This is a genomic window from Sutterella megalosphaeroides (assembly GCF_003609995.1).
GTDB classification, from domain to species: Bacteria; Pseudomonadota; Gammaproteobacteria; order Burkholderiales; family Burkholderiaceae_F; genus Sutterella; species Sutterella megalosphaeroides.
The window spans coordinates 872,151-896,727 of the sequence record NZ_AP018786.1 but is presented as its reverse complement, the minus strand read 5'-3'; the positions used below and the strand labels follow the sequence as shown (position 1 = coordinate 896,727).

Here is a 24,577-nt window from a genome sequence, read left to right as displayed (position 1 = left end):
ATTTGCCTCGCGCGGACCCGCCCGAGGCGGGTCCCGTCGAAAGACGTCCCGGCTTTATTGAAGGAAGACGGGTTCAGGCTCCAGCGCGATGCCGAACTTGGCTTCAACGCCCGCCGTGATTTCCTTCATGAGGCGCTCTACGTCTTCGCCCGTCGCGCCGCCGTAATTGACAAGGATGAGGGCGTGGTTTTCGCAGACACCCACGGGACCCGAGCGGTAGCCTTTGAAGCCCGCCTGCTCGATCAACCAGCCCGCCGCGAGCTTCACGCGCGCGCCGCCGAGAGGATAGGCGACGAGACTCTGGTGCACGGTCAAAAGCGGCCGCGCGACCACCTTCGGCACCACGGGGTTCTTGAAGAAGGACCCGGCGTTTCCGAGCACCTTCGGGTCGGGAAGCTTTTTCGCGCGGATCGCGCGCACGACCGTTTCGAGTACGGCGGGCGTCGTTTCCGCGCCGCCCAAGGCTTCGTCGAGGCCCTTGTAGGTCATGACGGGCGTCCATTCGCCGGGGAGACGCAGCGTCGCCGAAAGGACCACGAGGTCCTTCCCCGCATCCGTCTTGAAGATACTGTGACGGTAGCCGAAGTCGCACGCTTCGCGCGTGAGCGTTCGAACGGACTCGCTCGCGCGGTCGTAGACCGTCACGCTTTCAAGACGCTCGGCCAATTCCAGCCCGTAGGCGCCGATATTCTGCACGACCGCGCCCCCGACGGTACCCGGAATCGCGGCGAGGTTTTCGAGTCCGCCGAAACCCTCGGCGACCGTGCGCGAGACGACCTCGTCCCAGACTTCCCCGGCCGCGGCCGTCACGAGCACGTCGCCGTCGGTCGCGCGACGCGCGTCGAACCCCTTCATCGTGACGCGCACGACGAGTCCCTTGACGCGGGGCATTGCCACGGTGTTGGCACCGCCCCCGAGGAAATGCACGGGGAGATTCCGTTCGCGGGCCGCCGCAAGCACGGCGCGTAGCTCGTCGGTCGTCGCCGCTTCGGCGTAGGCTTCGGCCGTCGAACGAAGACCGAAGGTGGTAAGGCCCTCCAGGGGCACGTCAAGCTTGAGGTCGATCATGGTGTTTTGCCGGAGGCCTTCGCCCCCGCTCGAATTGCATGGTTCTTCAAGAATTATAGGGACGGGTCGACCGGGAGCTCGAAGTCGACACGAACGGATACGACTTCGGACGAAGACTGCCGAAATCGAAAACGACGAAGGCCCGGACGTTTCCGTACCGGGCCCTGTGTGTGCCGTTGTGCCGCTCCTTGCCGTCGGGCTCTTCGCGGTCTTGGCAACCCTCAGCGACCGAAGAGGCCTCCGAACGGAGACTTCTTCATCGTGGCGAGGCGAGCCTTCACCTTTTCTTCGACGGCCGCGGCCGTGAGGCCGAGCTCTTCGTGCAGCTCCGCCTGCGTCCCCTGCTCGATGAAGCGGTCGGGCAGCCCGAAACGCATCACGGGGACCGTCACGCCCGCTTCGACGAGCACTTCGAGAACGGCCGAGCCCGCACCCCCTTCGAGGGCGCTGTCTTCGGCAACGACGACGAGGTCGTGCTCCTCGGCGGCTTCAAGGAGCGCTTCGCGATCCAAGGGCTTCACGAAACGCATGTCAAGAAGCGTGCCGTCGAGGTGTTCGGCGACTTCCGCCAACATGTGCGTCATGGGACCGAACCCGACGAACGCAACGCGCCCCTTGCCGCGGCGCAGAACGCGCGCTTTGCCGACCTCGACCGTTTCGGCGTCGGCCGTCACTTCCACGCCCGTCCCCTTGCCGCGCGGATAACGCACGACGGTCGGGGTATCCATCGCGAAAGCGGTGTTGAGCAGCAGTCGGCACTCGTTTTCGTCCGAGGGCGTCATGATCGTCATGTTGGGAATCGGACGCAGGAGCGCGACGTCGAAAGCGCCGTGGTGCGTCGCGCCGTCCGCCCCCACGAGGCCCGCACGGTCGACCGCAAAGACAACCGGCAGGTTCTGAAGCGCGACATCGTGAATCACCTGGTCGATCGCACGCTGCAGGAACGTCGAATAAATCGCCACGACGGGCTTCATCCCTTCGCACGCAAGACCCGCCGCATACGTCACCGCATGCTGCTCGGCGATCGCCACGTCACGGTAGCGATCGGGGAACTTCTTCTCGAATTCGACGAGGCCCGAGCCTTCGCGCATCGCGGGCGTGATCCCGTAGAGGCGTTCGTCGCGCGCGGCCGTGTCGCAAATCCAGCGACCGAAGACCTGCGTGAAGGTGGGTTTCGACGGTTTCCCGGAGGGCACAATCCCCACGGCGGGGTCGAAGGGCGAGACGCCGTGGTACGTTGTCGGATCGGCTTCCGCGGGGGCGTAGCCCTTCCCCTTTTTCGTCGTCACGTGGAGAACGATCGGACAGTCGTGCGCCTTCAGGTTGCGAAGGATGTCGACCAGCTCTTCGAGGTTGTGACCGTCGACGGGACCGTAGTAGTTGATGTCGAAGCTGCTGAAGATGCCCGACGGGGGACTCACGAAGTTGATCGCCTGCTTTTCCATGCGCTTGGCGACTTCCCAGAGGCCCGGGACGGGCTTGAGCACTTTCTTGCTCAGCTCGCGCGCCCCGTTGAAAGCGCGCGTCGAGACGATCTTCGCAAGGTGTCCCGAGAGAGCCCCGACCGCGGGCGAAATCGAGCAGTCGTTGTCGTTGAGAATGATGAGGAGACGCACGTCCTTCTTATAGACGCCCGCGTCGTTCAAGGCCTCGATCGCCATGCCGCCCGTAAGGGCGCCGTCGCCGATCACGGCCACGTGCCAACGGTCGTCGCCTTTCAACTTGTCCGCCACGGCCATGCCGAGCGCCGCGGAAATCGAGGTCGACGAGTGGGCCGTACCGAATGCGTCGTACTCGGACTCGTTGCGCTTCGGAAAGCCCGAGAGACCGTGGTGGCGTCTGAGGGTCGCCATCTGTTCGCGACGCCCCGTCAGGATCTTGTGGGCGTAGGCCTGATGACCCACGTCCCAGATGATGCGGTCGCGGGGCGTATCGAAAACGTAATGGATCGCCACGGCAAGCTCCGTCGCGCCGAGCGAACTCGAGAGGTGTCCGCCCGTCTTCGAAACGCTCTCCACCATGAAGCCGCGCAATTCCTCGGCCACCTCGGGAAGTTCGTCCTCGGGCAGGCGACGCAGGTCTTCGGGGCTATTGATGGTGTCAAGAAGCGGATAGTTGCTCACGACCTTCTCCTAGATCGACGGGTTTTGTTCGGGATCCCGTTCGGTAAATCAGTAGCTTCGGGCGACGACGTAATCGGCGATTTCGGTAAGACGCACGAGCGCCCCTTCCGGAACCGACGGGTCCGCGGCGATCAGATCGAGCCCGCGCTGCGCGTCGGCGCGCAATGCCCGGGCGCGCTCGCGCGCGCCTTCGAGCCCGAGGATCGAAACCCACGTGGGCTTGTCGTCCTTTTCGTCCTTGCCGGCCGTCTTGCCGAGCGTCGCCGTATCCTGGGTGCAGTCGAGAATGTCGTCCACCACCTGGAAGGCGATGCCGAGCGAGTGGCCGTAAAGCGCCAAACCGCCCTTCGACGCTTCGGAAAGCTCTTCCCAACGGCCCGACTGCGCGCCCATGAGAACCGCAGCGACGATCAAAGCGCCCGTCTTCATCGACTGCATGCGCAAAAGCGCCCCTTCGTCGGGGTGCGCGCCCACCATTTCGAGGTCGATCGCCTGACCGCCCGCCATCCCCGCAACGCCCGAAGCGCGCGAGAGCGTCTGCAAAAGGCGCACGACCACTTCGGGCGCGGCGTCGATTTTGGAAAGCACCGAGAAGGCTTCCGTCTGCAGGGCGTCGCCCGCCAACATCGCGCAGGCTTCGCCGTACTGAACGTGCACCGTCGGACGACCGCGCCGGAGCGTGTCGTTGTCCATCGCGGGCATGTCGTCGTGCACGAGGCTGTAGCCGTGAATGCACTCGAGCGCGAGCGCGGCGCCGTCGAGCACGGGCTGCGGCGCCCCCGTCACGGCACCCGCCGCGTAGCAGAGCAGGGGGCGAATGCGCTTGCCGCCGCCGAGCACCGCGTAACGCATGGCGCCGATCAGGCGCTTCGGATCGCGTCCGGGCTGCGGGAGCCCTTTTTCGGCGAGCCATTCGAAGTGCCGGGCGCGCTCGTGGGCCCAAACGGAAAAGTCGATCCGGGCTTCGGACGAGCCCTCGGTCTGCGCCGTACGGTCGGCATCAATTTCGGTCGTCACGTGTCGTCCTCGTCAGTCAATGGGTTTCAATGCGAAAGGCCGAAAGAAAAATCTCCCCCGACCTCTTCGGTCATCCTCAGTCCTCGTCTTCGTCGTCGAGCGGACGGCGCTCCACGTCGCCCTCTTCGGTTTCGCGCAGGCGCTCGATCGTCGCGCGCGCGTCGGCAAGTTCGTTGCGACAGCGCGCGAGGAGCTTCGTCCCGCGCTCGTACGCCGCGACGCTCTCGCGCAGCGTCGTCGTGCCCGTGGCCATGGCGGCCGTGAGCGACTCGAGTTCGTCGAGCGCTTCTTCAAACGTCAACGTTTCGGGCTCGGGAAGGGCCTCGGAAGCTGCCTTCGCGGTCTTGGCCATCGGATCGTCCTCCGCAAGGATGGGATGAAAGGAAAGCGCGCTTCGCCGCGGGGCTCCCGACCGTTTCCCGATCGGGCACGCGCTCCGAAATCAGACAATTTTAGCGGACTCCGGAGGTCTCGGGCTTTTCCGTCACAGGGCGCGGGGCCGTGTTTTCGTCGGCAAAGGCGTGTTCGGCACCATGCTCGTCGGCGCCCGACGCTTCAACCGTCTCGACCGTCTCGACCGCGTGATCGTGCGCGTGCGCAAGTCCGTGCTCGTGCCCGTGCCCGACGCCGAGAAGCGCCATCGACAGCGCCGCCCCGGCCGCAAGCGACGCGGCCACCTGAAGGCGGGCGCCCGCCGTGCCCTTTTGAAGCGCGGCGTGAAGCACTTCGGGAAGAAGCGCCGAAAAGGTGATGTAGAGAAATGCGACGCTCGAGGCCGCAAGCAGGTACGGAAGAAGTTCCGCGCTCATCCCTACCGCCCCGCACCCGAGCACGCCCCCGAAGAGGGCCGCAAGCGCCAGCGCCGCCAGACAAGCGACGGTCTTCCGTTCCGAATAGCCGCAGTTTTTGAGCACGATCGCGTAGCCGATCTGCTGAGGAATTTCGTGCACGAGCACCGCCGCGGCCGCGAGCCACCCCGCGCGCGCGTCCGTCATGAAGGCGGCCGCCACGAGCGTGCCATCGACGATGTTGTGAAGTGCCGCGCCCGTGAGGAGCGCCCCCGCGTCGGAGCGGTGTTCCGCAGCCTGCCGATCGTGGTCGTGGCCGTGCGCATGGGCGTGCCCCGACGCGAGCCCGAGAAACACGAATGCAAAGAGCGTTCCCAACATCACGAGACCGAGCGCGTGCGGATCGGCCGCTTCGGACTCAAAGGCTTCGGGCAGGAGGTGCGTGAGCGAGAGCGTCGCAAGGAAGCCGCTTGCCACCCCCAGGAGCCGCTCGCCCCAGCGCGCAAGCGAGCGGTGTGACACCCAGAGGGCCGCGGCAAGCGCAACGAAACGCGTGAGAAGGTTGGCAAGCGCCACTTCGATAACGAGCCAAAGCATGAACGGGGGAGCCTTTTGCCTGAATGCAAAAAACGGAGGGAACCGAAGCCGGCGAACTCGGGGCAACGGACTGCGGGAAACGCTTAAGGTTAGCCGATTATGGGCGGGTGCACGGAAAAAAGAGCCCGAGCCGTACCGCCGCTACTCTCCGAACCCGCCTCCGAACGGCGCTACATCTTACAAAAAATAGAGGTTTCTCAAAAGAAAGTCTCGTCTTTACGAAAAAATTACCCCTTAAGGAGTAATTCTCATGTGTGCACGATTTGCGGATTTTCGCGGTTTTTTGCGTTGGCGCAAACCGCCTGAAATTCGATTTTCAGGTTGGATTTTTACAAAATTTCATATAAACCACGTTATTTAGTATTCTATACACGAGAATTACGTATTTTCACGTAATTGTTTACCCATTATGAGCAAGGACGCCGATCCCTAGAATCGAGTCAACGGCACGGATTTCCGTTTCGGTTCGGTTGCGCCCTCGCACCCGGACGCCAACACAATTCCAACAATCGCTAGGGGTGGAGATATGGCCTCCAAAATGAAAATCAGCCTTGCGTGGCAGATGATGATCGGCCTTGCACTCGGTATCGCCGTCGGTGCCGTGGTCGATTCGAGCTTCGCGCAGACGTACCTGCAGCCGCTCGGCACGCTCTTTATTCGTTTGATCCGCATGGTGGTCGTTCCGTTGGTGATCGCCACGATCATCGCCGGTGCGGCGGGCATTTCCGACACGTCCAAGCTCGGGCGCGTCGCGACGAAGGTCCTGTGCGTCTATGCGATCACGACGGCCGTCGCCGTGGCGATCGGCCTCGTTTTCGCTTCCGTCATTCAGCCCGGCGTCGGGATCAACCTCTCGACCGAAGGCCTCCAGGCCAAGCAGGTGACGCCTCCGGCGCTCGTCGACACTCTCCTTGACATCGTGCCGATCAACCCGATGGAAGCGTTCGCCAAGGGCAACATGCTTCAGATCATCTTCTTTGCGGTGATCTTCGGCTTTGCGCTCGCCGGCCTCGGCGAACGCGGCAAGCCCGTGCTCAAATTCTTCGAACTCGTGGGCGACACGATGGTTCGCGTGACGAACATGGTCATGCACTACGCTCCGATCGGCGTCTTCGGTTTGATGGCCTACACGGTTTCGCGTCACGGGCTTCAGGTGTTGCTGCCGCTCTTCCAGCTCATTCTCTCGTCCTTCCTCGCGACGGCGACGCTCGTCTTTCTCGTCCTCATCCCGCTCGTCTACATCCTGGCGCGCGTTCCGATGATGAAGTTCCTGCGCGGCATCTTCGAGCCCTGGCTCATCGCCTTCACGACCTGCTCGTCGGCTGCGGCCCTTCCGGCGAACCTCGCCGCCGCCCGCCGTCTCGGCGCGACGAAGAGCATCGCCTCCTTCTCGATTCCGCTCGGCAACACCATCAACATGAACGGCACGGCCGTCTACATGGGCGTGTGCTCGATCTTCGCCGCGGAAGTCTACGGGCTTGACCTCACGATGGTCGACCAGGTGACGATCGTTCTGATGGGCGTTCTCGCCGCCATCGGTACCGCGGGCGTCCCCGGTGCGGGCCTCATCATGACGACGATCGTCTTCACGCAGGTCGGCATCCCGCTCGAAGCCGTGGCGCTCATCGCCGGCATCGACCGTATCCTCGACATGATCCGCACCTCGATCAACGTGGTGGGCGACGTGGCCTCCGCGGTCATCGTCACGAACCTCGAAGGCGACCTCGGCAAGGAACCCTACGTCGAAGGCGAAGCCTGATTCCCGGAATCCGCCGCAAGCCTCCGGTTCCTCCGACAACGAGGCTTGCGACGCTCCCGAGACCCGACGGCCGGAAACGCTTCATGCGCTTCCGGCCGTTTTCCTTTGTCTGCACCCCTCCCGCAGTCGCCGACATCCGAGTCGCCTCGATGGTAGGCTTGAGGCACCGGGTCGAACGAGGTTGTGTGCATGTACGTAGCGGTTGTCGGCGGCGGACGCGGGTCCGCCAAGAAGTATGTTTTGGTGAAGGAGTCGTTTCGCGACGAGCAAGGTCGTCCCCGCTCGCGAACGGTTCAAAACCTCGGGCCGCTCGACGCGCTCATCGAAAAGGATCCGCAAGCGCTTGAAAAACTGCGTGCCCGCTTCCGAAGCGATCGGGAAGCGAAGCGCACCACGGCCGCGGCCGTGCGCGACGAACGGCTCCGGGCCCAGCTCGACTCCGCCGAGGATTCTCACCTTTCCATGCTCGTTGTTCGCTACGGGCACTTTCCGCTGCGCCGCATCTGGACGAAAGACCTGCAGCTCGACGTCAAGCTTCGGAATCTGCAAGCGAAGAGCGCCCGCCCGTTCGATCTCAACGCAGCGCTCTCGTTCCTTGCCTTCATGAAGGTCCCCGACCCGCACTCCGCCCGATTCGACTTCGCGAGCAAGGACGAATTCATCGGCGACCCGGCGGCGGACCTCGCGCTCGACGACCTCGGATCGGCACTCGACTTTATGACGGGCGCCAAGGACGAACTCTTCGGTTGGGTGAACCGACGGCTCGACGCGCAGTTCGGCAAAACGCCCTTGACGCTCGCCGTCTGCGATGTGAGCACGGACTTCGCGTCGGACCCCCTTTCCGTCGCGCTTGTCGTCGACGCCGCGAGCTTCCCGAGGGACTTTGCCGTCCGTGCGGGCGACTGCTCGGCGAGCTCGACGAATGCTTTCGAGACGCTCAAACGGAAGTACGGAGTCGATGAGGCTATTGAAAACGTTGAGGCGATCTCGGACGCCTTCCGCGCCATGGCAAGCCGCTTCGGATTTCATCCGATGTGTGCGCAAAAGAGCGCCCGCATCGAAGGTCACGTCGGCATCTGCGTGCTCGCGCTCCTCATCGTGCGGCTTTTGCAGGAGAAACTCCGGAAGGCGAACGTCCTCATGAGCGCGGAGGAAATCGGCCGCATATTGAGCTCGGCGTCGACCGCCCTTCTGCAAAGCGGCGACGCACTCGCCTTCCTGCATGTCGGAGACGTTTCCAACCCGAGGCGGCAATGTCCCGACGCGAGCACCGAGGCGCTTCTTGCCTCGATGGAGGCAGAGAAAGCAAAGCCCGCGGGCATCGAGGCGATCCTGCGGGCAACCGGCCTCAAGCCCTTGCCGCGCACGGCCGGCAGGCACGAGCTCGCGCGGTGTCTCGGGACGCGATTCGGCTCCGACGCAGAAGCACTCTCCCCGATCGTGCTCGCGCAACTCTGATTCGCCGCCCGCAGTTGGGAAAAGACCGCCTTCCCGTCGGAAAGCGGCCTTTGAAGTTTCGGCCTTCAGCCTTTGAGGCTTCGACTTTGGGTTGGCGAGCAACCCTCAAATGAACTGAGCGAGGATGACGATCGCCGCAATGACGGCGACCACGATCCCGATCACGCCGCCCCCGGAGCCGAGCTTCGTTTGGTACGAGAGCCCCGTCCCGGGAATCCCCACGCTCGCGCGCGGTCCTCTCTTACCGACCGTGATGCCGCCCCCTCGACCCCGAAGCGAGAAACTCACGCCCGTTTTCGAGAGGTTGAGGTACACGCCCTTGAAAAGCCGAATTCGTCGTTGAAAGCGAAGTCCCACGAGAAATCCTCCTTGATTGTTAGGCGATTACCAAGCCTCGTCCATCTTCGCCTTGAGCGAAGCCTTCTTCGAGGGCGCCGCCTTCGGTTCGGGCTTCTTCTCTTCGGGCGCAGGACGAAGGACGCTGCCCGTCTTGACGAGCGCCGGGTCGCCCTCGATCAGCTCGAGAACGGAATACTTCGGCTTCGTGTCGACGATGCGGCCCTTGCCCACGGGCACCTCCTCGCGACCGAGCGACTCCTTGGTGTAGGGATCGATGATTTTCTCACCCATGGCATTCACGACGAAGGTGTCGCCCTTTTTGAGGTCCTCGTTCCCGTAATTCACCATGAAGCGCCCGCCCGTGACGGAGACGATCATCGGAGGATAGATGTCGCGCGTCGCGTCGTGCACCATGGCCCGAGCGGCACGGGAACTTGCGAGAGCGAGCACTTCCTCGCAATTGCGTCCGCCGATTTCCTTGTCGGAAAGCCGCACGGTGACGGTCTTCGAGAATTTCACCTGATCGGTCGCGACGAACGACAAATCGAGCTGCGCCGTGAAGGTCGCCGAGCGGCTCGTCAGCACGTCGCCCGTAAGCTTCACGGTACGCTTCGACTCCGAAACCGAGAAGTTTTTGATCGTCCCCGAGATGACGTAGTCCGCACCGCGCCCGAGACCGAGACGGTTGCGTTCGCGCGCGTGCACGTTTTCGTCGCGAAGCGCTTCGCGCTCGAGCGCCACGCCCGCGTCGCCGCGCTTCAGCACCGCGAACTTGCGCGTGCCGACAAGATCCGTGCGCAGCGCTTCTTCAAGCCCCGAAGCCACGCGCTCGGCGGGAAGGTTCTTGCCGAAGCAGCGGCAGGCGCCCTCCACGCCGATCCCCTGCACGGCAATCGAGCGACGCTCGTCGGTGACGCCCTTGACGTCGTACTTGTCGATGTCGACGGAAAGCGTCACCTCGTACGTGCCGTCCGGGTTCTTGTTGCGCGAGAGGACGCGAAAGCCTTCGACGTAGCCTTTCGTATTCTCGATGATGCTTTGCTGAGAAGCCTTGTCAACCGCGACGGTTTGGTTGCCGACGCCGTTTTGCGTTTCGGAGTGGATGGCACTCTGCAGTACGCTCACGGCTTCGACGTTGAGTTCCGTCCCCGTCACCTGCATGATCGCGTCGCGAAGCGCGTTGATGCGCGCTTCGTCGGGGCTTGCCCCGACGCCGCTCGTTTCAACGGTTACGACCTTCGCTTGGGCGCAGAAGGCTGCGGCAAGAACGAGGGCCGCGCAGAGCTTCTTAAAATTCATAGTCGTCCGCCTCCAGTCCGGAAGACACGCCGCTCTTTTCCTTCACGGCGGGCTTGGCGGCCGCAGCGGGAGCCGGAGCGCTCGGGCTCGTGGGACGGGCCGTAGCGATGGCCTCGGACACCGAAGCGGTCTTGGGCGACCACATGACGACAGCGCCCACGACGGGGAGGTGGCTCTGCGGTTCGACCCACTGCCAGGTCTTCACGACGCGAACGCCCGCGAAGTTGCTGATGCGGCCCGTCACCGAGGTCGCTTCTTCGACCTGCTTATACAGCGTATTTTCGGTTTCCTGCTTCGAGGCCACCGACCCGTCGGCGTTGCGCACCTTCACGGCTTCGCTCGCCAGAGTGCTCACGCTCGAGCGCGCCGCTTTCTTCGCCACGGACGACTGCAAAAGGAGCGTCAATTGATTGATGGCGGCGCTGCGGGCGTCGTTGCGCGCCTGGGTGATGAGCATCCCCTGAAGATTCTTGTCGGGCGTCTTTTCCACGCCGCTCTGGCCGTAGGCAAGAAGTACCGGGTAGCCTTCTTCGTCGTAGACCATGCGAACGCCGTACGCCGTGAAGAGCTTTTCGGGGGGAAGTTCGTAGAAGCGTGCGACCCCGCGCGGGTTCTTCTTCGCGTCGTTCGGGCCGATCTTCGCCTGATTGCGAAGGATGCTCTTTGCGGTACTCACGCGTTCGGGCGACGCCACGTAGACGACGCGCACGACATGACCGCCCCGACCGTCCGAGCCTTCGAAGGTCATGAGCGGCACGAGCCCCGTCATCTCGGCCGCGGCCCGCATGGTGCTGCGGGACGTGAGCTTCAATTCGAGCATCTTCTTGCGCTCTTCCTGAGGAAGCGCCGCGTAGGCGGCCGGATCGACCCCGTAGTCGTTCAGGTACTTGTTGAGCATCGCATCGCCGAGCGCCATGACCTTGTCGAGCATTTCCGAGATGCGACCCTTGGCGCGGAACGGATCTTCGGGAATGGGCCGATCGTCCTGAACGTATTCGCGCAGGCTTTCAACGCTGTTCGTGAGGCTCTGCCCTTCGGCAAACTGCGCGAGCGCGTTGAGGCTCGCTTCCATGAAGGCGAGCTGTCGACGTTCGATCCACTTCGGGTCGGTCTTTTCCGCGGTCACCGTGGCGTCGCCCGTGTAGATGATCTGCTCCAGACGGCATTCGGGCTGCGAGAGGTCGCGTCCCTTTTTCTTGCAACCTTCGAGCGTCTTCGCGCTCGCCGAATCCAACCATTCCTGGTAGACCTTGTCGATTTCGGAGCCCGCTCCGAAGAAGGCGTCCGTTTCGTTGACGGCCGTTTCGACGGGCGCGGGTTCGCCCGCGTTCGTGGCATCGGCGGCGGGAGCGACGGGCGCTTCCGCGGCCCGAACCGGTGCACCGCCCATCACGAAGAGTGCGGCAAGCGCCGCGAACACTTGGGTCTTCAGCATGTCGTATTTCCCAAAAAAGCGTTCCGAGATGGAAACGCCCCGGCCGAACCGCTCGGGCGGGGCGCTTTCCGTGGATTGACCGTTCGGTCCTATCAGAGCTTGAACTGAGCGGCGTCGTTCAACTTCGTGACCGCAGCCTTCGTGTCAACGCCGTTCGACTGCATCAGTTCGAACATCTGCTTGCCGCCCTTCACGAGTTCGACCGCCTGGCCCGGGAACTTCGTCGAGAGGGCGACGCCCGCGGCGACGTCCTTCGCAATGAGGGCCTTGCCGGCCACGTCGGCGCTCTTCATGGCGTCGGCGGCGGACGTACCGAACTTCTTCGCGGCGGCCACGGTGGCGGCGGAGAAAACGGCGCCTTCGGCGTAGGCCAGCGCACCGTTCGTGAGTTCCTTCTTCTGCGCGTCGGTGAGCTTCTGCTTTTCCTTCAGAATGGACACCACCTTGTCGTTCATCGAAGCGCTCTGCGCCTTGACGGCATCGATGTCCGAGGTCGAAAGGTTGCCGCTCTGAAGGCTCGAAATCACCTTGGAGAGGCTTTCGGAATCTTTCTTCAGGTTGAGCGCGTTCGCGAAGATCTGCTGCGCTTCAAGCACCTTGACGGACGCCTTCGTGTAGCTCGCAACGAGCGCGGCCTGTTCGTCCATCAGCGCCGAGGGCGTGCCCTGCACGGCACCCGCGACGGCACCCGCCTTGCTCGCGAGCCCCCCGAGGTCGAACGCCTGAGCGGCCGGGGAAAGGATGGCGGCGGAGAAAAGCACGGCGAGAAGAGTCTTTTTCATTGGAGTTCCTTTGGATGTTCAAGTGGTGAAAATAAAAAAAACAGTTCGACGAACGCATCAGCGAACGTTCTTGCTGCGAAGCGTGTCGGCCACCGCCTGACCCGCGAGTTTTGCGGCTTCGGCAAGCGCCGCGCGGCGCGCACTCGCTTCGTCTTCGCCGAAGCCCGTCGCGAGGATGGGCCCGACCGAGGCAAGCGTGCGCGGGAGTTTCTTCGTGATGTCGTAGACGCGACCCGAAACGGACACGTAGACCTTGAGGTTCCCGGTGACGCTGTCGGTGTAGGGAACCGAGACGTCCATGTTGCCGACCGTGAAGTACGTGACGTCGCAGGCGCGGGCAGCGTTGAACATGCCGTTCCTCGACTTCGAGGAAATGTCGTTTTTCGCGATGAATTCGCGTTCGACCGCCTCGACGGCAGGGCCGCCCGAGCAGGTTTCGTAGACGTCGCCGTACGTGGAGGATTCGTACCCGAGCTGCGTCATTTCGGCATTGAAGGCGGCGTCGAAGTCGGCGCTCGACAGGTACGTGTAGGTTTCCTTCGCGCTCTTGCGGGAGGTGCTTCCGCCCGTCGTCGTGAGACGACGTTCTTCGGCGCTTTCCTCAACACCCGAGCCGCTCCCGGAAGCCGACGCCGAACGCTGCGACTGCGATTCGCTCGCTTTCGAAACCTTCGCCTCGAACGCGGTGCTCGAATTCGTGAGGCGCGCGACGAAAAGCGACGCCATCAGGCCTTCCGCGGCCGGAGCGGGCGCTGCGGCGTCGCCCGCGAGCGCGGTCATTTCGCTGCGCAGGAGTTTGTCGTTCACGTTCGCGCGAACGACGAGCGTGAGGGTCTTCAACCCGCGATCCTGATCCTCGGCCACGATCACCCAGCTCGAAATGTAGCGGTCGACCTGAGAGAGCACCTGAGGCTCGATCTTGGCGTAGAGGCGCTGCTGCGCCGGGGAAAGCGACGCGGACCATTCCTTGATCGCACCGAGTTTGGCTTCGGCGACGGCACGCGCCTTTTCTTCGTCGGTGGGGTTCTTCGAAAAGAGCCCCGCCTCATAGGGGACCGTGGCGGTGGCCTTCACTTCGACGGCCGAAGCGGGCGTAGAAACCGTACCCGCAACGAGAAGCGCGGTGCCGAGCGCGGCGTAAAGAGTTTTCAGCGACATTTTTCGAGCATTTCCTCAAGTTGTTCGAATTGGGTTTCGAGCGTTCCGACGCGCTCGGGCGGCACGGCGCTCTCCGTCCACTCGTCCTCGGGCTTTTCGATGTTGCGAGCGAACCCGTCGAAAAGGCGAACGAGCGTTTCGAGGTAGCTGGCTTTGAGGCCGGGCTCCTGCCCCTGAAGCAGGAGCGCCGTTCCGACGCCACGCAGGGTTTCTTTGAAGTAGGTTTTGCCGAGATCGGGCTGATAGGCCGAGATCGTGACGAACGTGAAGAAGGCCTGCTCGTAGGTCCGCTCGTCCGTTTCGGGAAGCCGCTCGGTGCGAAGCGACTCGATTTGCAGATCGATCCCGTAGTCGCCGTCGGGAATGACAAGCGCGTAGGCGTCGCCGTTCACGAACCGCCCGCTCATCTTGGCGCCGATTGCCTGCCCCTTCGTGTAGGGGAGCATCGGCTGACCGAGCGTGTCGACGAGCGAACGCGTGACGAGCTGCGCGCAGAGCGTTTCGAGTTCGTCCGCCTTGATACCCGCCGAGCGGAGCGCCTCTGCGGTGCGCTCGTGCACGGTGACGTTGCGCACCTTGAGGCGCGCGCCCGCGTCGCCCGAAAGGAGTTCGAGCGTCTGAAGTCGTTCGACGGCCACGTCGAAGAGGTCGCGATCGAGCCCGGAGAGGCCCCCGGTGAACATGCCGCGCATGAGTTCCTGCAAGCGCTTTTTCCCCGGCTTGGAGGCTTCGAGCGTCACGTACTGCAAGTGAATCGGGCGCGTGTTGAGCACTTTCTTTTCGTAAAAATCGAAAAAGAGAAGGCTCGCGTAGAGGTCCAGAATCACCTTGTATTCGTTCTTGCCCAAGCGACTCACGGTCACGGTTTCAAGGTCGATGGCGAGCGTGAAAGCCTGCGCTCCGACATCCGTCGTTCGAGCGCCCGCATTGTCGGTCGTGAGGCGGAAATTCTTGAAACTCGTCGGATCGACGGCCGCCAATTTGCGACGGAAAATCGCGTCGAAATCCACCTCCTTCGAAACGGCGTAGGCGTACGGCGTATGGGCTTCGTTGTCCTTGAAGTCCCCGCTGAAAGAAACGCCCGCAAACTGCACGTTGACGGGCTCGAGCGCCGCCACGGGCGAGCGGCGCTTCGTCGGGAGCGTCTCGCTGCAACCCGCGAGCGCTCCGCTCGCGCAGAGCGCGAGGAAAAGACGTCGGGAGAAAAGCATGTCGGAAATCGTTCTTCTCAAAGGCCGTTCGGCCGATTTGCGTCACCCGAACGACATCCTGCCGTCCGGCCGAAACCGATTTCGCCGGTATTCCCGAGGCGCTTTTCCCGCATCGTGCCGAGCACGAAAAGGCAATAAACCGCACACGACGAATAAAACCGCAATGCCGCCGATCAGACCGTTTTTTCGCTTCGGGATCGAACCCATTCGTTCGTCGCCCTTTCGGCAAACTGCGGCACCATTCGGTTTAATTCGGCTTTATTCGGCGTGTTTTCAAGATAAACCGAGCATAAAAGCCCGGCAAATCTTCGGGGAAAACCAACGAATTCCTCCCGAGTGTATCCCGCGACTTTCGGGGGTATTTCGGGGGTTTTCCCTTATCCGCTTTATCACCCGTGCAGCACGCGAATTATTCGTCGATGCGTTCGATGTCGATGGTCGGCGTTTCAAAGGGCGGGCGCGAGACGCGGGCCACGGCGCGGACCGTCTGATCGGAGTGGAGCACGCGCCCCGCGAAAACGTCGCTCAGCACCGTCGCCTTGATTTCGCCCGTCGAATCACGGAAGACGTATTCGTTCGCGCGTTCCTTGCGTACGAGCGCGCCCGTGAGCATCACCCAATCTTCGTCCTTCCCCGAAGCGAGCACCTCCGAGACCGTATCGATCGTCGGATGGATGCGGTGCGGCACCACGATTTCGGCCGACGCCGTCGCGCAGCTGAGCGCGGCGACAAGCCCCAGAAGTACGAACGCCTTTCTCATTTTTCTACCCCCACTAGTAAACAGTTTCGCCTCGAATCGGCGGGCCTCTTCTCGCCCGCAACATCCGATCCGAGAGTCCTACGAAGAGCATTGTCGATCCGTTCGGTTCCGACTTTGCGGGCGGTGCCTGTCAAAGCGCAAAAGATATGCCCTGCGGCAAAGCAACTGAGGACGTTAACGGAGGGGAAACGCTTGTTCGACGGGCGACCCGATTTGTTTCCGGATGTTGACTCCGTCGCCCGCCCCCTTTGTCCGACGGGCGACACGGTGTACGATTGCGGGCGGGGACAAAAGCGAAGCCTCGGGGCTTCCCGGCGCTTTTCGCCCGCCCCTTCGAAAGAAGAAGAGAACCTCGGGGACCGAACGGGTGCCCGGGAAACGTCGACAACCGACGCCAACGGCCGTGCGCAAGCCGCACGTCCGACTCGTCCCGTCCGATACGGTCGGGCGGAACTTTCCTACGGAGACAAACAACATGACCAAGATCAAGATTTGCGCCGCTCTCGCCGCCACGCTTCTCGCCGCGGGTTGCGCCTCGACCGGCGGCCAGGAAGGCCCCGCGGGCAACGCCCCCGAACTCGCCGGCAAGACCTTCATGTGGGCCGAAGCCGTGAGCGAAAACTGCGAACTCCCGCCCTCGATCACGTTCGGCGCCGACGGCCGCGTCTCTGGGAACGCCGGCTGCAACAACCTGATCGGCGGCTGGAAGCTCGAAGGCAAGGCCATCACCATGGGCCCGCTCGGCTCCACGATGAAGATGTGCGCCCCCGAATTCATGGAAGTCGAGCAGAAGTTCCTCGGCATCCTCAATCAGGTGGCGTTCGTGACGAGCGAAGGCGAAGGGATCACGCTCTGGTCGAAGGACGAAGAAAAGCTCGTGACGCTCGTTCCGGAAAAGGCCGGGAACTGCAAATAAGCCGAGAGCTCGACACCGATTTGAGAAAAGGGGACCCCCCGCGGGGGTTCCCCTTTTTTCATGTGCGTCTCACGCAGGGAGGAAGGTCAGTGCGCAGCCTCCCAGCTCTCGCCCGAGCCCACTTCGGCGATGAGGGGCACGTCAAGATCGGCCGCCTCGCGCATGAGCTTCGGCACTTCGGTCTTCACGAGTTCGACCTCGCCCTCGGGCACTTCGAGGATGAGTTCGTCGTGCACCTGAAGGACGAGTCGGGCGCCGAGCTTGCGTTCGCGCAGCCACGCGTCCACCACAATCATCGCCTTCTTGATGACGTCGGCGGCCGTCCCCTGCATGGGGGCGTTGATGGCCGCACGTTCGGCCGCAGCCTGCACGGGCTTGCGACCGCTCTTGATGTCGGGAATCCAGAGTCGGCGACCGAACACGGTTTCGACGAACCCCTGCTCGTGCGCGAGCGCGCGCATTTCGTCCATGTAGCGCTTCACGCCCGGATAGCGCGTGAAGTAGGCGTCGATGTAGTTGGCGGCGACACGCCGGTCGATCCCGAGATTCTGCGCGAGACCGAAGGCGCTCATCCCGTAGATGAGACCGAAGTTGATCACCTTCGCCATGCGGCGCTCGTCGGGCGTCACCGCTTCGATCGGACGACCGAAGACTTCGGCTGCGGTCGAACGGTGGATGTCTTCGCCGCGCGCAAACGCATCGAGAAGCCCCCGGTCCTTCGATAGGTGCGCCATGATGCGCAACTCCACCTGCGAGTAGTCCGCGGACACGATGACGGAGCCCCGCTCGGCGACGAACGCTTCGCGCACGCGCCGACCCTCTTCGGTTCGAACGGGAATGTTCTGAAGGTTCGGGTCGGAGCTTGCCAAGCGCCCCGTCACGGCCGTCGCCTGACCGAAGGTCGTGTGCACGCGCCCGTCGACGGGGTCCGCCATGCGGGGGAGCTTTTCGAGGTACGTGCTCCGCAGCTTCGTCAAACGACGGTGTTCAAGCACGATCTTCGGGAGCGGATAGTCGAGCGCAAGCTCCGTCAAGACGTCTTCGTCCGTCGAAGGCGTCCCCGACGGGGTCTTCTTGAGAACGGGGAGCTTCAGGTCTTCGAAGAGGATCTTCCCCAACTGCTTCGGGCTCGAAAGGTTGAAGGCGGTTCCCGCGACGCGTTCCGCTTCGGCTTCGAGCGCATCGATACGCACCCCGAGCTCTTCGGATTCGCGCGCAAGGAGGAACCCGTCCACCGCAACGCCCGTATTTTCCATGCGGAAAAGGACCTTGAGAAGCGGACGCTCGATTTCGTCGTAAATAGGCCAAAGCACTTCGTCAGCGTGAAGGACCGAACCCAAGACGGACGAAATCGCCCGAACGGCCGCGGCTTCTTCGGCAAGGAGCTTTTCCACCTCTTCGCGCGGCACATCGGTCCAAACTTTGCGCTTCGCGCCCTTCCCAAACACGACGTCGCGCTCCGGAATCGTGCGGGCGAGGTAGCGGGCGGCAAGTTTCGGAAGCTCGTGCTTCACGTGCGCTTCGACGACGTAGTCCATGAGCATCGTGTCGTCGACCCGCCCTTCGACGGGCACCCCCGCGGCGGCGAGAACGTGAAGCATCGTCTTCGCGTCGTGGAAGACCTTGGGAGCGTCGCTCGCGAACCATGCCGAAAGCCCCGCCGCAATCGCTTCGGCGGGAAGGCTCTCGGACGCAAGAACGAGGGTCACGTCCTTGGGCGAGAGCGCAACCGCAACGCCCGCAAGGCGCGCGTGACGGCAGTCGCCCTCAAAGTGAAGCGCAATGCCCGCGGGGAATTCGCTCTTCGCGGAGGCGTCCGCAAGACGCGCCGCAAAGTCCGCGAGCTGCAACGGATCTTCGACGCGCGTGAAGGGGACTTCGTCGGGAGCGTCCCCCGCTTCGCTCGCGCCGATCGCGCCCTGCAGACGGGCGACGCGCTCGGCCGTACCGACGTCGACCGCCTGCGGAGCCGCGGCGGGTTCGACCGCGGTCTTTCGGGGCGTGTCGCCGGGAACGGGGACGGGCGCGGGCATCGCGTCGAGTTCGCCCAAGTCGAAAAGCGACCCGGTGACGCCCGCTTCGTGCGGCGACTCGTTCGGAGCTTCAAGAGCCGTCTTCACGCGAGCGCGCATCCCGGGCGGGAGCGCGCGCAGAATCGTTTCGTTCGACATTTCCCAGCGGCGCGCGAACGCGCGCAGGGCCTCCGCCGAGGGCGTACGGAAGTCGAGATCGGCGAGACCCGAAACGGGGAGTTCGCAATCGTTCTTGATCGTGACGAGCTTTCGCGCTTCGTCGAGGAAGGGAAGGCCCTTACGGAGGTTTTCGCCGATTTTTCCCTTCACCTCGTCGGCGCGACGCTTGATTTCGTCGAGGCTTCCGAACTGAGCGATCCACTTGGCGGCCGTTTTTTCACCGCACTTTTCGATCCCGGGGACGTTGTCGACCTTGTCGCCCATGAGCGCCAGGTAGTCGATGATGCGCTCGGGCGGAACGCCGTACTTTTCGATCACGCCGTCGCGGTCGTAGAACTTGGTGTTCATCGTGTTGAGAAGCGTTACGTTCTCGTCGACGAGCTGCGCCATGTCCTTGTCGCCCGTTGCGATGACGATTTTCATCCCTTCGGCACGCCCCTTTTGCGCAAGCGTCGCAATGACGTCGTCGGCTTCGACGCCGGGAACGACGAGGAGCGGCCACCCGAGGTCGGGGAGGACCTTTTGCAGGGGTTCGATCTGCACGCGCAGATCGTCGGGCATCGGCGGACGATTCGCTTTGTACTCGGGATACATCGCGTGACGGAAATTCTTCCCGGGCGCGTCGAAAACGACGACCGCGCGGTCGGGCTTCACCATGCCCTGAACGCGCCCGAGCATGCCGAGAAAGCCCCGCATGGCGCCCGTCGGTTCGCCCGTCGAGGTGGAAAGGGGCGGCAGGCCGTGGTAGGCGCGGAAAAGATAGTTCGATCCGTCAATGAGTAGTAGCGTCGACATGACTGATTGCGTCATCCGTAAAAGTACTTTGAGACCTCAAGGATACTGGATGCGGAGGCCGTCGACCGCGAACGGGATCGGGCGCCGGCAAAAGCCCGCGAAAGCCCCCGAAATTCGTGCTCGCCCCGAAGCGCCGCCCTCGGGCAACGTGGCAGAATGACGGTACGGAAGCGACTCCCGCCGACCGACCCCGAGCGGCACGGCTGCGAGCGACGTCGCACGAAGAACACACGACCGCGTTCCGCGGCCCGCAAACGGGCGAAAAGCCCGCCGACCGGGCCCCTCTCCCGCATTTCGGGAGGTTTTTGAGAAAGGAAAACTTATGATCAAGCCGTTCCTCTTCACCGCCGCGCTTTGCGCCTCGATGGGGCTTGCGGCCGCTCCCGCAGCCCCGTCCGACGAACTCCCGCCCTATGCGGGCGACGTCTCCCCCACGCAGGCTCAGGTGCCTCCGCCCGCCCGAACGCTTCCGCCCAAGGCCGAAAGCGAAGGCATGCAGATCGCCCCGAGCGAAGCGGACCTCGAGAAGGCCCGCGCCGATCGTGAAAAGGGGATCGTTCCGAAGGTTCACAACAACCGTACGACGATCGAAGCCGTGCGCGACCAGAACAACCGCGTCACCGAATACGTCGTGACGCCGGGCTCCACCCAGATTCCCTATTCGATGCAAAATCAGGCCGAACGCCCGATCGATACGACCCCGGGCGGCAACTCGAAGAGCACCCTCGGCACCCCGAAGTTCATTGAGTTCGGCTGGTAATCCCCGCACGTCCTCGTTCGTTTTCGATGCGCCCGAGCGACATCGCCGCCCGGGCGCTTTACGTTGAGGAGCGTCCGCTCCCGCACCGCACTACCCCTACCTCATGGCACAAACACCTGCTTTCTCGGACGGCCTCGTCTGGTTCAAGGAGAGTCTTTCCGCCCTTCGCCGTCAGCCCGTGGCGCTGCCCGGCATCGTGATTTTCTCGACCCTCGTGAGCGGTCTGCTCTCGGGCTTTCCCTTCATCGGCGCGATCCTCGCGAGCTGCTGGATGCCCTTTGGCGCCGTGCTCACGGGCTACGCCGCGCGCGACACGCTCGAAGGGCGCGTGCCCACCTATCAGATGCTCCCGCAGATCTTTCGCGACGCGCCGAGCCGCTGGCCCCTCCTCGGGATCGGGCTTTTGAGTTCGCTCTGGTTCGAAGTGGAAATGGTGATCTTCGACTACCTCGGCGCGGACGCCATCGCCGCCTGGAAGATCACCGAAAAAGGGATCGACTTCGAGTCCGTGATGGCGAACCTTCCCGTGACGGCTTTCGTGACGACCGTGATTCTCTACGTGCCGCTCCTTATGATGACGGTCTTCGCGCCGCTTCTCGTGGCGGACAAGCGCCAGGCCCTCGGGAAGAGCCTCTTTTATTCCTTCTTCGGCGTGCTTCGCAACCTTCCGCCCGTCGTCGTTTTCGTCGTGCTCCTTTTCGGCCTTACGGCGGGCTCGGGCCTCATTCTCGAAGCACTCTTTGCCGCGATCGGCCTTCCGAACGCGCTTCCCTACGTGGCGCCGCTTCTGATCGCGGTCCTCACGACCGTGGCTCAGGCGGGCATCTGGGTGATGTACCGCGACCTTTTCAACCAGGTGCGACGCGGCTCGGTGTGAGCCTTCGCTGTATCTCGCTCCCGACGAATAAGAAACGCGCCGACCTCCTCAACGGGAAGTCGGCGCTTTCTTTTTTTTCAAGAGCAGTCAAGACGCCTCAAGGCGCTTCAAGGCGCTTCAAAAGAGCGTCCCCTGTTCCGACCGCGGGGCGGCGCGTTCCGAGCTGCCCGAGCCGCCCGAACCCTCCGAAACTCCCGACACGGGCGAACTCACCGAAAGCCCCAAAAGCCGCACGCCCTCGGGCGGGATCGCCACGCCCGAGAGCAGCTCGCAGCCGCCCTCGGAAAGTGCCGCAGGGTCGGCGGGCCACGCGCCCGGGCGAGTCGTGCTGCGGGTGATCGTCGTGAAATCCGAGAAGCGCACTTTGAGGGTCAGCGTGCGGCCGGCGAACGCGGCTTTCCTCATGCGGCGCGCGAGCTCTTCGGCGACCGCCGAGAGCTCCGCGCGGAGCGCATCAAGCGCGCCGATGTCCGTTTCGAACGTTTCTTCGCAACCGACGCTCTTTCGGACGCGCTCGGCCAATACGGGGCGGTCGTCGATCCCGCGAACGAACTTGTAGAACATCACACCCGCCTGCCCGAAAACGTCCGTGAGGACCGAAAGCGGAAGCGCCCGCACCTGCGGAGCGGTTGTTATCCCCATCTCGTGAAAGCGCCGCGCCGTCGCGGGTCCCACGCCCCAGAGCGCTTCGACGGGGAGCCGATCGATGAAGGCGATCGCGCGCGACGGGTGGATCGTGCAGAGGCCGTCGGGCTTCCTAAAGTCCGAGGCGATCTTCGCGAGAAACTTGTTGTAGGAAACGCCCGCGCTCGCGACGAGATTGAGCTCGCGCCGAATGTCCTCTTTGATGCGGCGTGCGACCTCGGTGCCGACTTCGAGGCCCAATTTGTTTCCCGTCACGTCGAGAAACGCTTCGTCGAGCGACAAGGGCTCGACCACGTCGGTGTAGCGGTGAAAGATGTCGTGAATCTGCGCCGAGACTTCGCGGTAGTAGGCGATCCGCGACGGGACGAAAATGAGTTCGGGGCAAAGCTCCCTCGCACGGCGGCTCGGCATCGCGCTTCGAACGCCGAAGCGCCTCGCTTCGTAACTCGCGGTCGCCACGACCCCGCGCCCGTCCTCGTGCCCGACGGCAATCGGCCGGCCGCGCAGCTCGGGCCGGTCGCGTTGCTCGACCGACGCATAAAACGCGTCCATGTCGACGTGCACGATGCGTCGCGACGTATCGTTCGTGAAGATGGGCGGGATCGTTCCTTTCGAAGTCATGCGCGCATTATCGCCCGTTCTGCCTACCAACAAACGGGCATGGAGTGTCTGTTTTCACGGTGTCCTTTCCCAAGGTCGCCCCGTACAATGCCTCACAACCGACGAATTCGTATTTCACCCGGAGGAACCCATGCGAATCGTGATCGTGGGCGGCGTGGCCGCCGGTGTCAGCACCGCCACGCGCCTGAAGCGCCTCATGGCCTCTTCGGCCGATGTCGTGCTCTTCGAGCGCGGCGAGCGCATTTCCTTTGCAAACTGCGCCCTTCCCTACTATGTGGGCGACGAGGTCGAGCGCACGTCCCTCTTTGCGACGAGTGCCGCAGCGCTGCGCCGCATTCAGGGGGTCGACGTGCGCGAGCGTCACGAAGTGCTCTCGATCGACCGCGAGAAAAAGTGCGTGACTGTCAAAAACCTTGCGACGTTCGAGGTCTTCACCGAATCCTACGATGTGCTCGTGCTCGCGACCGGGGCCGAACCCCGCATGCTGCCCGTCGAAGGCTTCAAAGAGAACGCCTTCCCCCTGTGGCGCCCCGAAGACGCCGATCGCCTTCGCGCCGCGGTCGACGCGAAGCCCGATCTTACGGTCGGGATCGTAGGCGGCGGCGCCGTGGGTCTTGAAACCGCGGAAAACGTCATCCGCCGCGGCGGCACCGTGCACCTTTTCGAGTACGGTCGCACGATCATGGGTCGCAACGACCCGGCGCTCTCCGACTTCTTCCGCCGTGCCGCGACGTGCGGCGAACCGCGCATGGTCTGGCACATGGAAACGTCCGTTGCGAAGGCGGAAAAGCGCGCCGACGGGCTGCTTAACCTCACGCTCTCGACGGGCGAGACGCTTGCGGTCGACTACCTCGTGAGCGCCGCGGGCGTCGCGCCCCGCTCGTCCCTTGCGCGCGACGCGGGCCTCACGCTCGGGCCGCGCGACACGATCCTCACGGACGGCCTCATGCGCACGAGCGACCCCTCGATCTATGCGGTCGGGGACGTCGCCACGTCGACCGACCCCGTGACGGGGGAAGAGCGCCCGATGATGTTGGCGGGTACCGCCGTCAAGGAAGCGCGCGAAGCGGCGGACGCCATTGCGGGGCTCGACCCCAAGCCGCTTCCGGGCGGGTTCGGCACGAACGCCGTATCGCTTTTCGGCCTCTTGTGGGCGTCGACCGGCAAAAACGAGCAGACCCTGTTGAACGAAGGCCTGAAGCCCCGCAAGGACTTCTACCGCGCTACGATCGAAACGGCGAGCCACGTCGCGTGGTACCCGGGCGCGAAACCCCTCCTTCTCAAGATTCTCTTCGACACGAAGGGAAAGCTTCTCGGCGCTCAGGCGATCGGCCGCGACGGCGCCGACAAGCGCATCGACGTCCTTTCGACCGCGATGCGGTTCGGCGCGACCGTGCGCGACCTCGCGCAGCTCGACCTCTGCTACGCTCCCCAGACCGGCAGCCCCAAGGATCCCGTCAACGTCGTCGGTCACATCGGAGAAAACATCATGCAGGACCTCGCCCGCTTCATCGAACCGCAGGAATTGGCCGACCTCATGGAAGGCAAGGCCCCCTATCTCGGTGAGAACGTCCCCAATACACCCGAGAACGTGACGATTCTCGACGTGCGCGAAGCGTCCGAGTTGGCCGACGACCGACTCGACTACCCGCTCGTTCACATTCCGCTCGGCGAACTGCGCGACCGCACGGACGAAATCCCCGAAGGGAAGACCGTGGTCGTCGTCTGCCGCCGCGGCGTGCGCGCGCACACCGCAAGCCGCATCCTGCAGGGCGACGGATTCGAAAACGTCTACATCCTCACGGGCGGCATGCAGTACTGGCACCGCACGCGCGGCTGACACGCCGCTTTCGGGAGAGTTCCTCCTCTCCCGATCGGGCGGTCGCACGGCCGCCCGCCTTTGTTTTACAATGTTTTGTTTCGCGCGTTCGCCCTCACGGGCGACGCGCTTTCCCCTATTCAGTACTGGCCCGAAGG

20 protein-coding genes are annotated in these 24,577 nt (G+C 63.6%); 6 read left to right on the top strand and 14 right to left on the bottom strand.

The genetic code is table 11. The features are described 5' to 3' along the window. Positions 1-54 precede the first annotated feature (54 nt). The 5 genes from murB to S6FBBBH3_RS03985 form a co-directional block, all read right to left on the bottom strand. A complete protein-coding gene (gene murB, locus S6FBBBH3_RS04005; protein ID WP_120176526.1) occupies positions 55-1,068 on the bottom strand; it encodes a UDP-N-acetylmuramate dehydrogenase in 1,014 nt (337 codons plus the stop codon). A gap of 221 nt (positions 1,069-1,289) precedes the next feature. After that, complete coding sequence (gene dxs, locus S6FBBBH3_RS04000; protein ID WP_120176525.1) at positions 1,290-3,191, bottom strand: 1-deoxy-D-xylulose-5-phosphate synthase; 1,902 nt, start codon at positions 3,189-3,191, stop codon at positions 1,290-1,292. A gap of 48 nt (positions 3,192-3,239) precedes the next feature. After that, positions 3,240-4,148 carry a polyprenyl synthetase family protein gene (locus S6FBBBH3_RS03995; RefSeq protein WP_408646496.1) on the bottom strand — a complete coding sequence of 303 codons (909 nt, stop codon included), beginning with the start codon at positions 4,146-4,148 and terminating at the stop codon, positions 3,240-3,242. A gap of 136 nt (positions 4,149-4,284) precedes the next feature. Beyond that, positions 4,285-4,560, bottom strand: coding sequence for an exodeoxyribonuclease VII small subunit (gene xseB / locus S6FBBBH3_RS03990; protein ID WP_120176524.1), 276 nt, complete (start codon positions 4,558-4,560; stop codon positions 4,285-4,287). 100 nt (positions 4,561-4,660) lie between these two features. Further along, the gene (locus S6FBBBH3_RS03985; protein WP_120176523.1) at positions 4,661-5,593 is read right to left on the bottom strand and encodes a ZIP family metal transporter; all 933 of its coding nucleotides are present in this window, start codon (positions 5,591-5,593) and stop codon (positions 4,661-4,663) included. Positions 5,594-6,131: 538 nt separating this feature from the next. Here S6FBBBH3_RS03985 and S6FBBBH3_RS03980 point away from each other — a divergent pair. Together S6FBBBH3_RS03980 and S6FBBBH3_RS03975 are read left to right on the top strand one after the other, a co-directional pair. After that, complete coding sequence (locus S6FBBBH3_RS03980) at positions 6,132-7,352, top strand: dicarboxylate/amino acid:cation symporter (RefSeq protein ID WP_232008830.1); 1,221 nt, start codon at positions 6,132-6,134, stop codon at positions 7,350-7,352. A 189-nt stretch (positions 7,353-7,541) separates the two neighbouring features. Then, positions 7,542-8,810 (top strand): hypothetical protein, encoded by a 1,269-nt coding sequence (locus S6FBBBH3_RS03975; RefSeq protein WP_120176521.1) that lies wholly within the window; start codon positions 7,542-7,544, stop codon positions 8,808-8,810. A gap of 105 nt (positions 8,811-8,915) precedes the next feature. Here the strand turns inward: S6FBBBH3_RS03975 and S6FBBBH3_RS03970 are convergent, their stop codons facing one another. The 7 genes from S6FBBBH3_RS03970 to S6FBBBH3_RS03940 form a co-directional block, all read right to left on the bottom strand. Then, positions 8,916-9,167, bottom strand: a complete 252-nt coding sequence (locus tag S6FBBBH3_RS03970; RefSeq protein ID WP_120176520.1) for a DUF4236 domain-containing protein — start codon at positions 9,165-9,167, stop codon at positions 8,916-8,918. 27 nt (positions 9,168-9,194) lie between these two features. Further along, on the bottom strand, positions 9,195-10,448 hold the full coding sequence (locus S6FBBBH3_RS03965; RefSeq protein WP_120176519.1) for a CsgG/HfaB family protein: 1,254 nt from the start codon (positions 10,446-10,448) through the stop codon (positions 9,195-9,197). Further along, positions 10,438-11,883, bottom strand: a complete 1,446-nt coding sequence (locus S6FBBBH3_RS03960; protein ID WP_120176518.1) for a DUF6844 domain-containing protein — start codon at positions 11,881-11,883, stop codon at positions 10,438-10,440. Before S6FBBBH3_RS03960 ends, S6FBBBH3_RS03965 begins: the two co-directional genes overlap by 11 nt. A gap of 92 nt (positions 11,884-11,975) precedes the next feature. Further along, positions 11,976-12,665 (bottom strand): hypothetical protein, encoded by a 690-nt coding sequence (locus S6FBBBH3_RS03955; RefSeq protein WP_120176517.1) that lies wholly within the window; start codon positions 12,663-12,665, stop codon positions 11,976-11,978. A gap of 57 nt (positions 12,666-12,722) precedes the next feature. Continuing rightward, positions 12,723-13,823 carry a hypothetical protein gene (locus S6FBBBH3_RS03950; protein WP_120176516.1) on the bottom strand — a complete coding sequence of 367 codons (1,101 nt, stop codon included), beginning with the start codon at positions 13,821-13,823 and terminating at the stop codon, positions 12,723-12,725. Beyond that, positions 13,814-15,034 carry a hypothetical protein gene (locus S6FBBBH3_RS03945; protein ID WP_120176515.1) on the bottom strand — a complete coding sequence of 407 codons (1,221 nt, stop codon included), beginning with the start codon at positions 15,032-15,034 and terminating at the stop codon, positions 13,814-13,816. Before S6FBBBH3_RS03945 ends, S6FBBBH3_RS03950 begins: the two co-directional genes overlap by 10 nt. A 409-nt stretch (positions 15,035-15,443) precedes the next feature. Further along, on the bottom strand, positions 15,444-15,794 hold the full coding sequence (locus tag S6FBBBH3_RS03940; RefSeq protein ID WP_120176514.1) for a YgiW/YdeI family stress tolerance OB fold protein: 351 nt from the start codon (positions 15,792-15,794) through the stop codon (positions 15,444-15,446). 475 nt (positions 15,795-16,269) lie between these two features. Here S6FBBBH3_RS03940 and S6FBBBH3_RS03935 point away from each other — a divergent pair, with 475 nt between their 5' ends. After that, the gene (locus S6FBBBH3_RS03935) at positions 16,270-16,710 is read left to right on the top strand and encodes an META domain-containing protein (RefSeq protein WP_120176513.1); all 441 of its coding nucleotides are present in this window, start codon (positions 16,270-16,272) and stop codon (positions 16,708-16,710) included. A gap of 86 nt (positions 16,711-16,796) precedes the next feature. Here the strand turns inward: S6FBBBH3_RS03935 and polA are convergent, their stop codons facing one another. After that, complete coding sequence (gene polA, locus S6FBBBH3_RS03930; protein ID WP_120176512.1) at positions 16,797-19,697, bottom strand: DNA polymerase I; 2,901 nt, start codon at positions 19,695-19,697, stop codon at positions 16,797-16,799. Positions 19,698-20,019: 322 nt separating this feature from the next. Here polA and S6FBBBH3_RS03925 point away from each other — a divergent pair, with 322 nt between their 5' ends. Both S6FBBBH3_RS03925 and S6FBBBH3_RS03920 read left to right on the top strand, forming a co-directional pair. Further along, positions 20,020-20,457 (top strand): hypothetical protein, encoded by a 438-nt coding sequence (locus tag S6FBBBH3_RS03925; protein ID WP_120176511.1) that lies wholly within the window; start codon positions 20,020-20,022, stop codon positions 20,455-20,457. 103 nt (positions 20,458-20,560) lie between these two features. Continuing rightward, the gene (locus S6FBBBH3_RS03920) at positions 20,561-21,334 is read left to right on the top strand and encodes a BPSS1780 family membrane protein (protein ID WP_120176510.1); all 774 of its coding nucleotides are present in this window, start codon (positions 20,561-20,563) and stop codon (positions 21,332-21,334) included. Between the two features lie 117 nt (positions 21,335-21,451). Here the strand turns inward: S6FBBBH3_RS03920 and dinB are convergent, their stop codons facing one another. Beyond that, complete coding sequence (gene dinB / locus S6FBBBH3_RS03915; RefSeq protein ID WP_120177813.1) at positions 21,452-22,600, bottom strand: DNA polymerase IV; 1,149 nt, start codon at positions 22,598-22,600, stop codon at positions 21,452-21,454. Between the two features lie 130 nt (positions 22,601-22,730). Here dinB and S6FBBBH3_RS03910 point away from each other — a divergent pair, with 130 nt between their 5' ends. Then, positions 22,731-24,440, top strand: a complete 1,710-nt coding sequence (locus tag S6FBBBH3_RS03910) for an FAD-dependent oxidoreductase (protein WP_170143810.1) — start codon at positions 22,731-22,733, stop codon at positions 24,438-24,440. Positions 24,441-24,577 lie beyond the last annotated feature (137 nt).

What these genes read in the sequence shown, in the direction of transcription:
- murB (WP_120176526.1), bottom strand. Translation starts at nt 1,068, where the DNA reads ATGATCGACCTCAAGCTTGACGTGCCCCTGGAGGGCCTTACCACCTTC.
- xseB (WP_120176524.1), bottom strand. Translation starts at nt 4,560, where the DNA reads ATGGCCAAGACCGCGAAGGCAGCTTCCGAGGCCCTTCCCGAGCCCGAA.
- S6FBBBH3_RS03985 (WP_120176523.1), bottom strand. Translation starts at nt 5,593, where the DNA reads ATGCTTTGGCTCGTTATCGAAGTGGCGCTTGCCAACCTTCTCACGCGT.
- S6FBBBH3_RS03980 (WP_232008830.1), top strand. Translation starts at nt 6,132, where the DNA reads ATGAAAATCAGCCTTGCGTGGCAGATGATGATCGGCCTTGCACTCGGT.
- S6FBBBH3_RS03975 (WP_120176521.1), top strand. Translation starts at nt 7,542, where the DNA reads ATGTACGTAGCGGTTGTCGGCGGCGGACGCGGGTCCGCCAAGAAGTAT.
- S6FBBBH3_RS03965 (WP_120176519.1), bottom strand. Translation starts at nt 10,448, where the DNA reads ATGAATTTTAAGAAGCTCTGCGCGGCCCTCGTTCTTGCCGCAGCCTTC.
- S6FBBBH3_RS03960 (WP_120176518.1), bottom strand. Translation starts at nt 11,883, where the DNA reads ATGCTGAAGACCCAAGTGTTCGCGGCGCTTGCCGCACTCTTCGTGATG.
- S6FBBBH3_RS03955 (WP_120176517.1), bottom strand. Translation starts at nt 12,665, where the DNA reads ATGAAAAAGACTCTTCTCGCCGTGCTTTTCTCCGCCGCCATCCTTTCC.
- S6FBBBH3_RS03950 (WP_120176516.1), bottom strand. Translation starts at nt 13,823, where the DNA reads ATGTCGCTGAAAACTCTTTACGCCGCGCTCGGCACCGCGCTTCTCGTT.
- S6FBBBH3_RS03945 (WP_120176515.1), bottom strand. Translation starts at nt 15,034, where the DNA reads ATGCTTTTCTCCCGACGTCTTTTCCTCGCGCTCTGCGCGAGCGGAGCG.
- S6FBBBH3_RS03940 (WP_120176514.1), bottom strand. Translation starts at nt 15,794, where the DNA reads ATGAGAAAGGCGTTCGTACTTCTGGGGCTTGTCGCCGCGCTCAGCTGC.
- S6FBBBH3_RS03935 (WP_120176513.1), top strand. Translation starts at nt 16,270, where the DNA reads ATGACCAAGATCAAGATTTGCGCCGCTCTCGCCGCCACGCTTCTCGCC.
- polA (WP_120176512.1), bottom strand. Translation starts at nt 19,697, where the DNA reads ATGTCGACGCTACTACTCATTGACGGATCGAACTATCTTTTCCGCGCC.
- S6FBBBH3_RS03925 (WP_120176511.1), top strand. Translation starts at nt 20,020, where the DNA reads ATGATCAAGCCGTTCCTCTTCACCGCCGCGCTTTGCGCCTCGATGGGG.
- S6FBBBH3_RS03920 (WP_120176510.1), top strand. Translation starts at nt 20,561, where the DNA reads ATGGCACAAACACCTGCTTTCTCGGACGGCCTCGTCTGGTTCAAGGAG.
- dinB (WP_120177813.1), bottom strand. Translation starts at nt 22,600, where the DNA reads ATGACTTCGAAAGGAACGATCCCGCCCATCTTCACGAACGATACGTCG.
- S6FBBBH3_RS03910 (WP_170143810.1), top strand. Translation starts at nt 22,731, where the DNA reads ATGCGAATCGTGATCGTGGGCGGCGTGGCCGCCGGTGTCAGCACCGCC.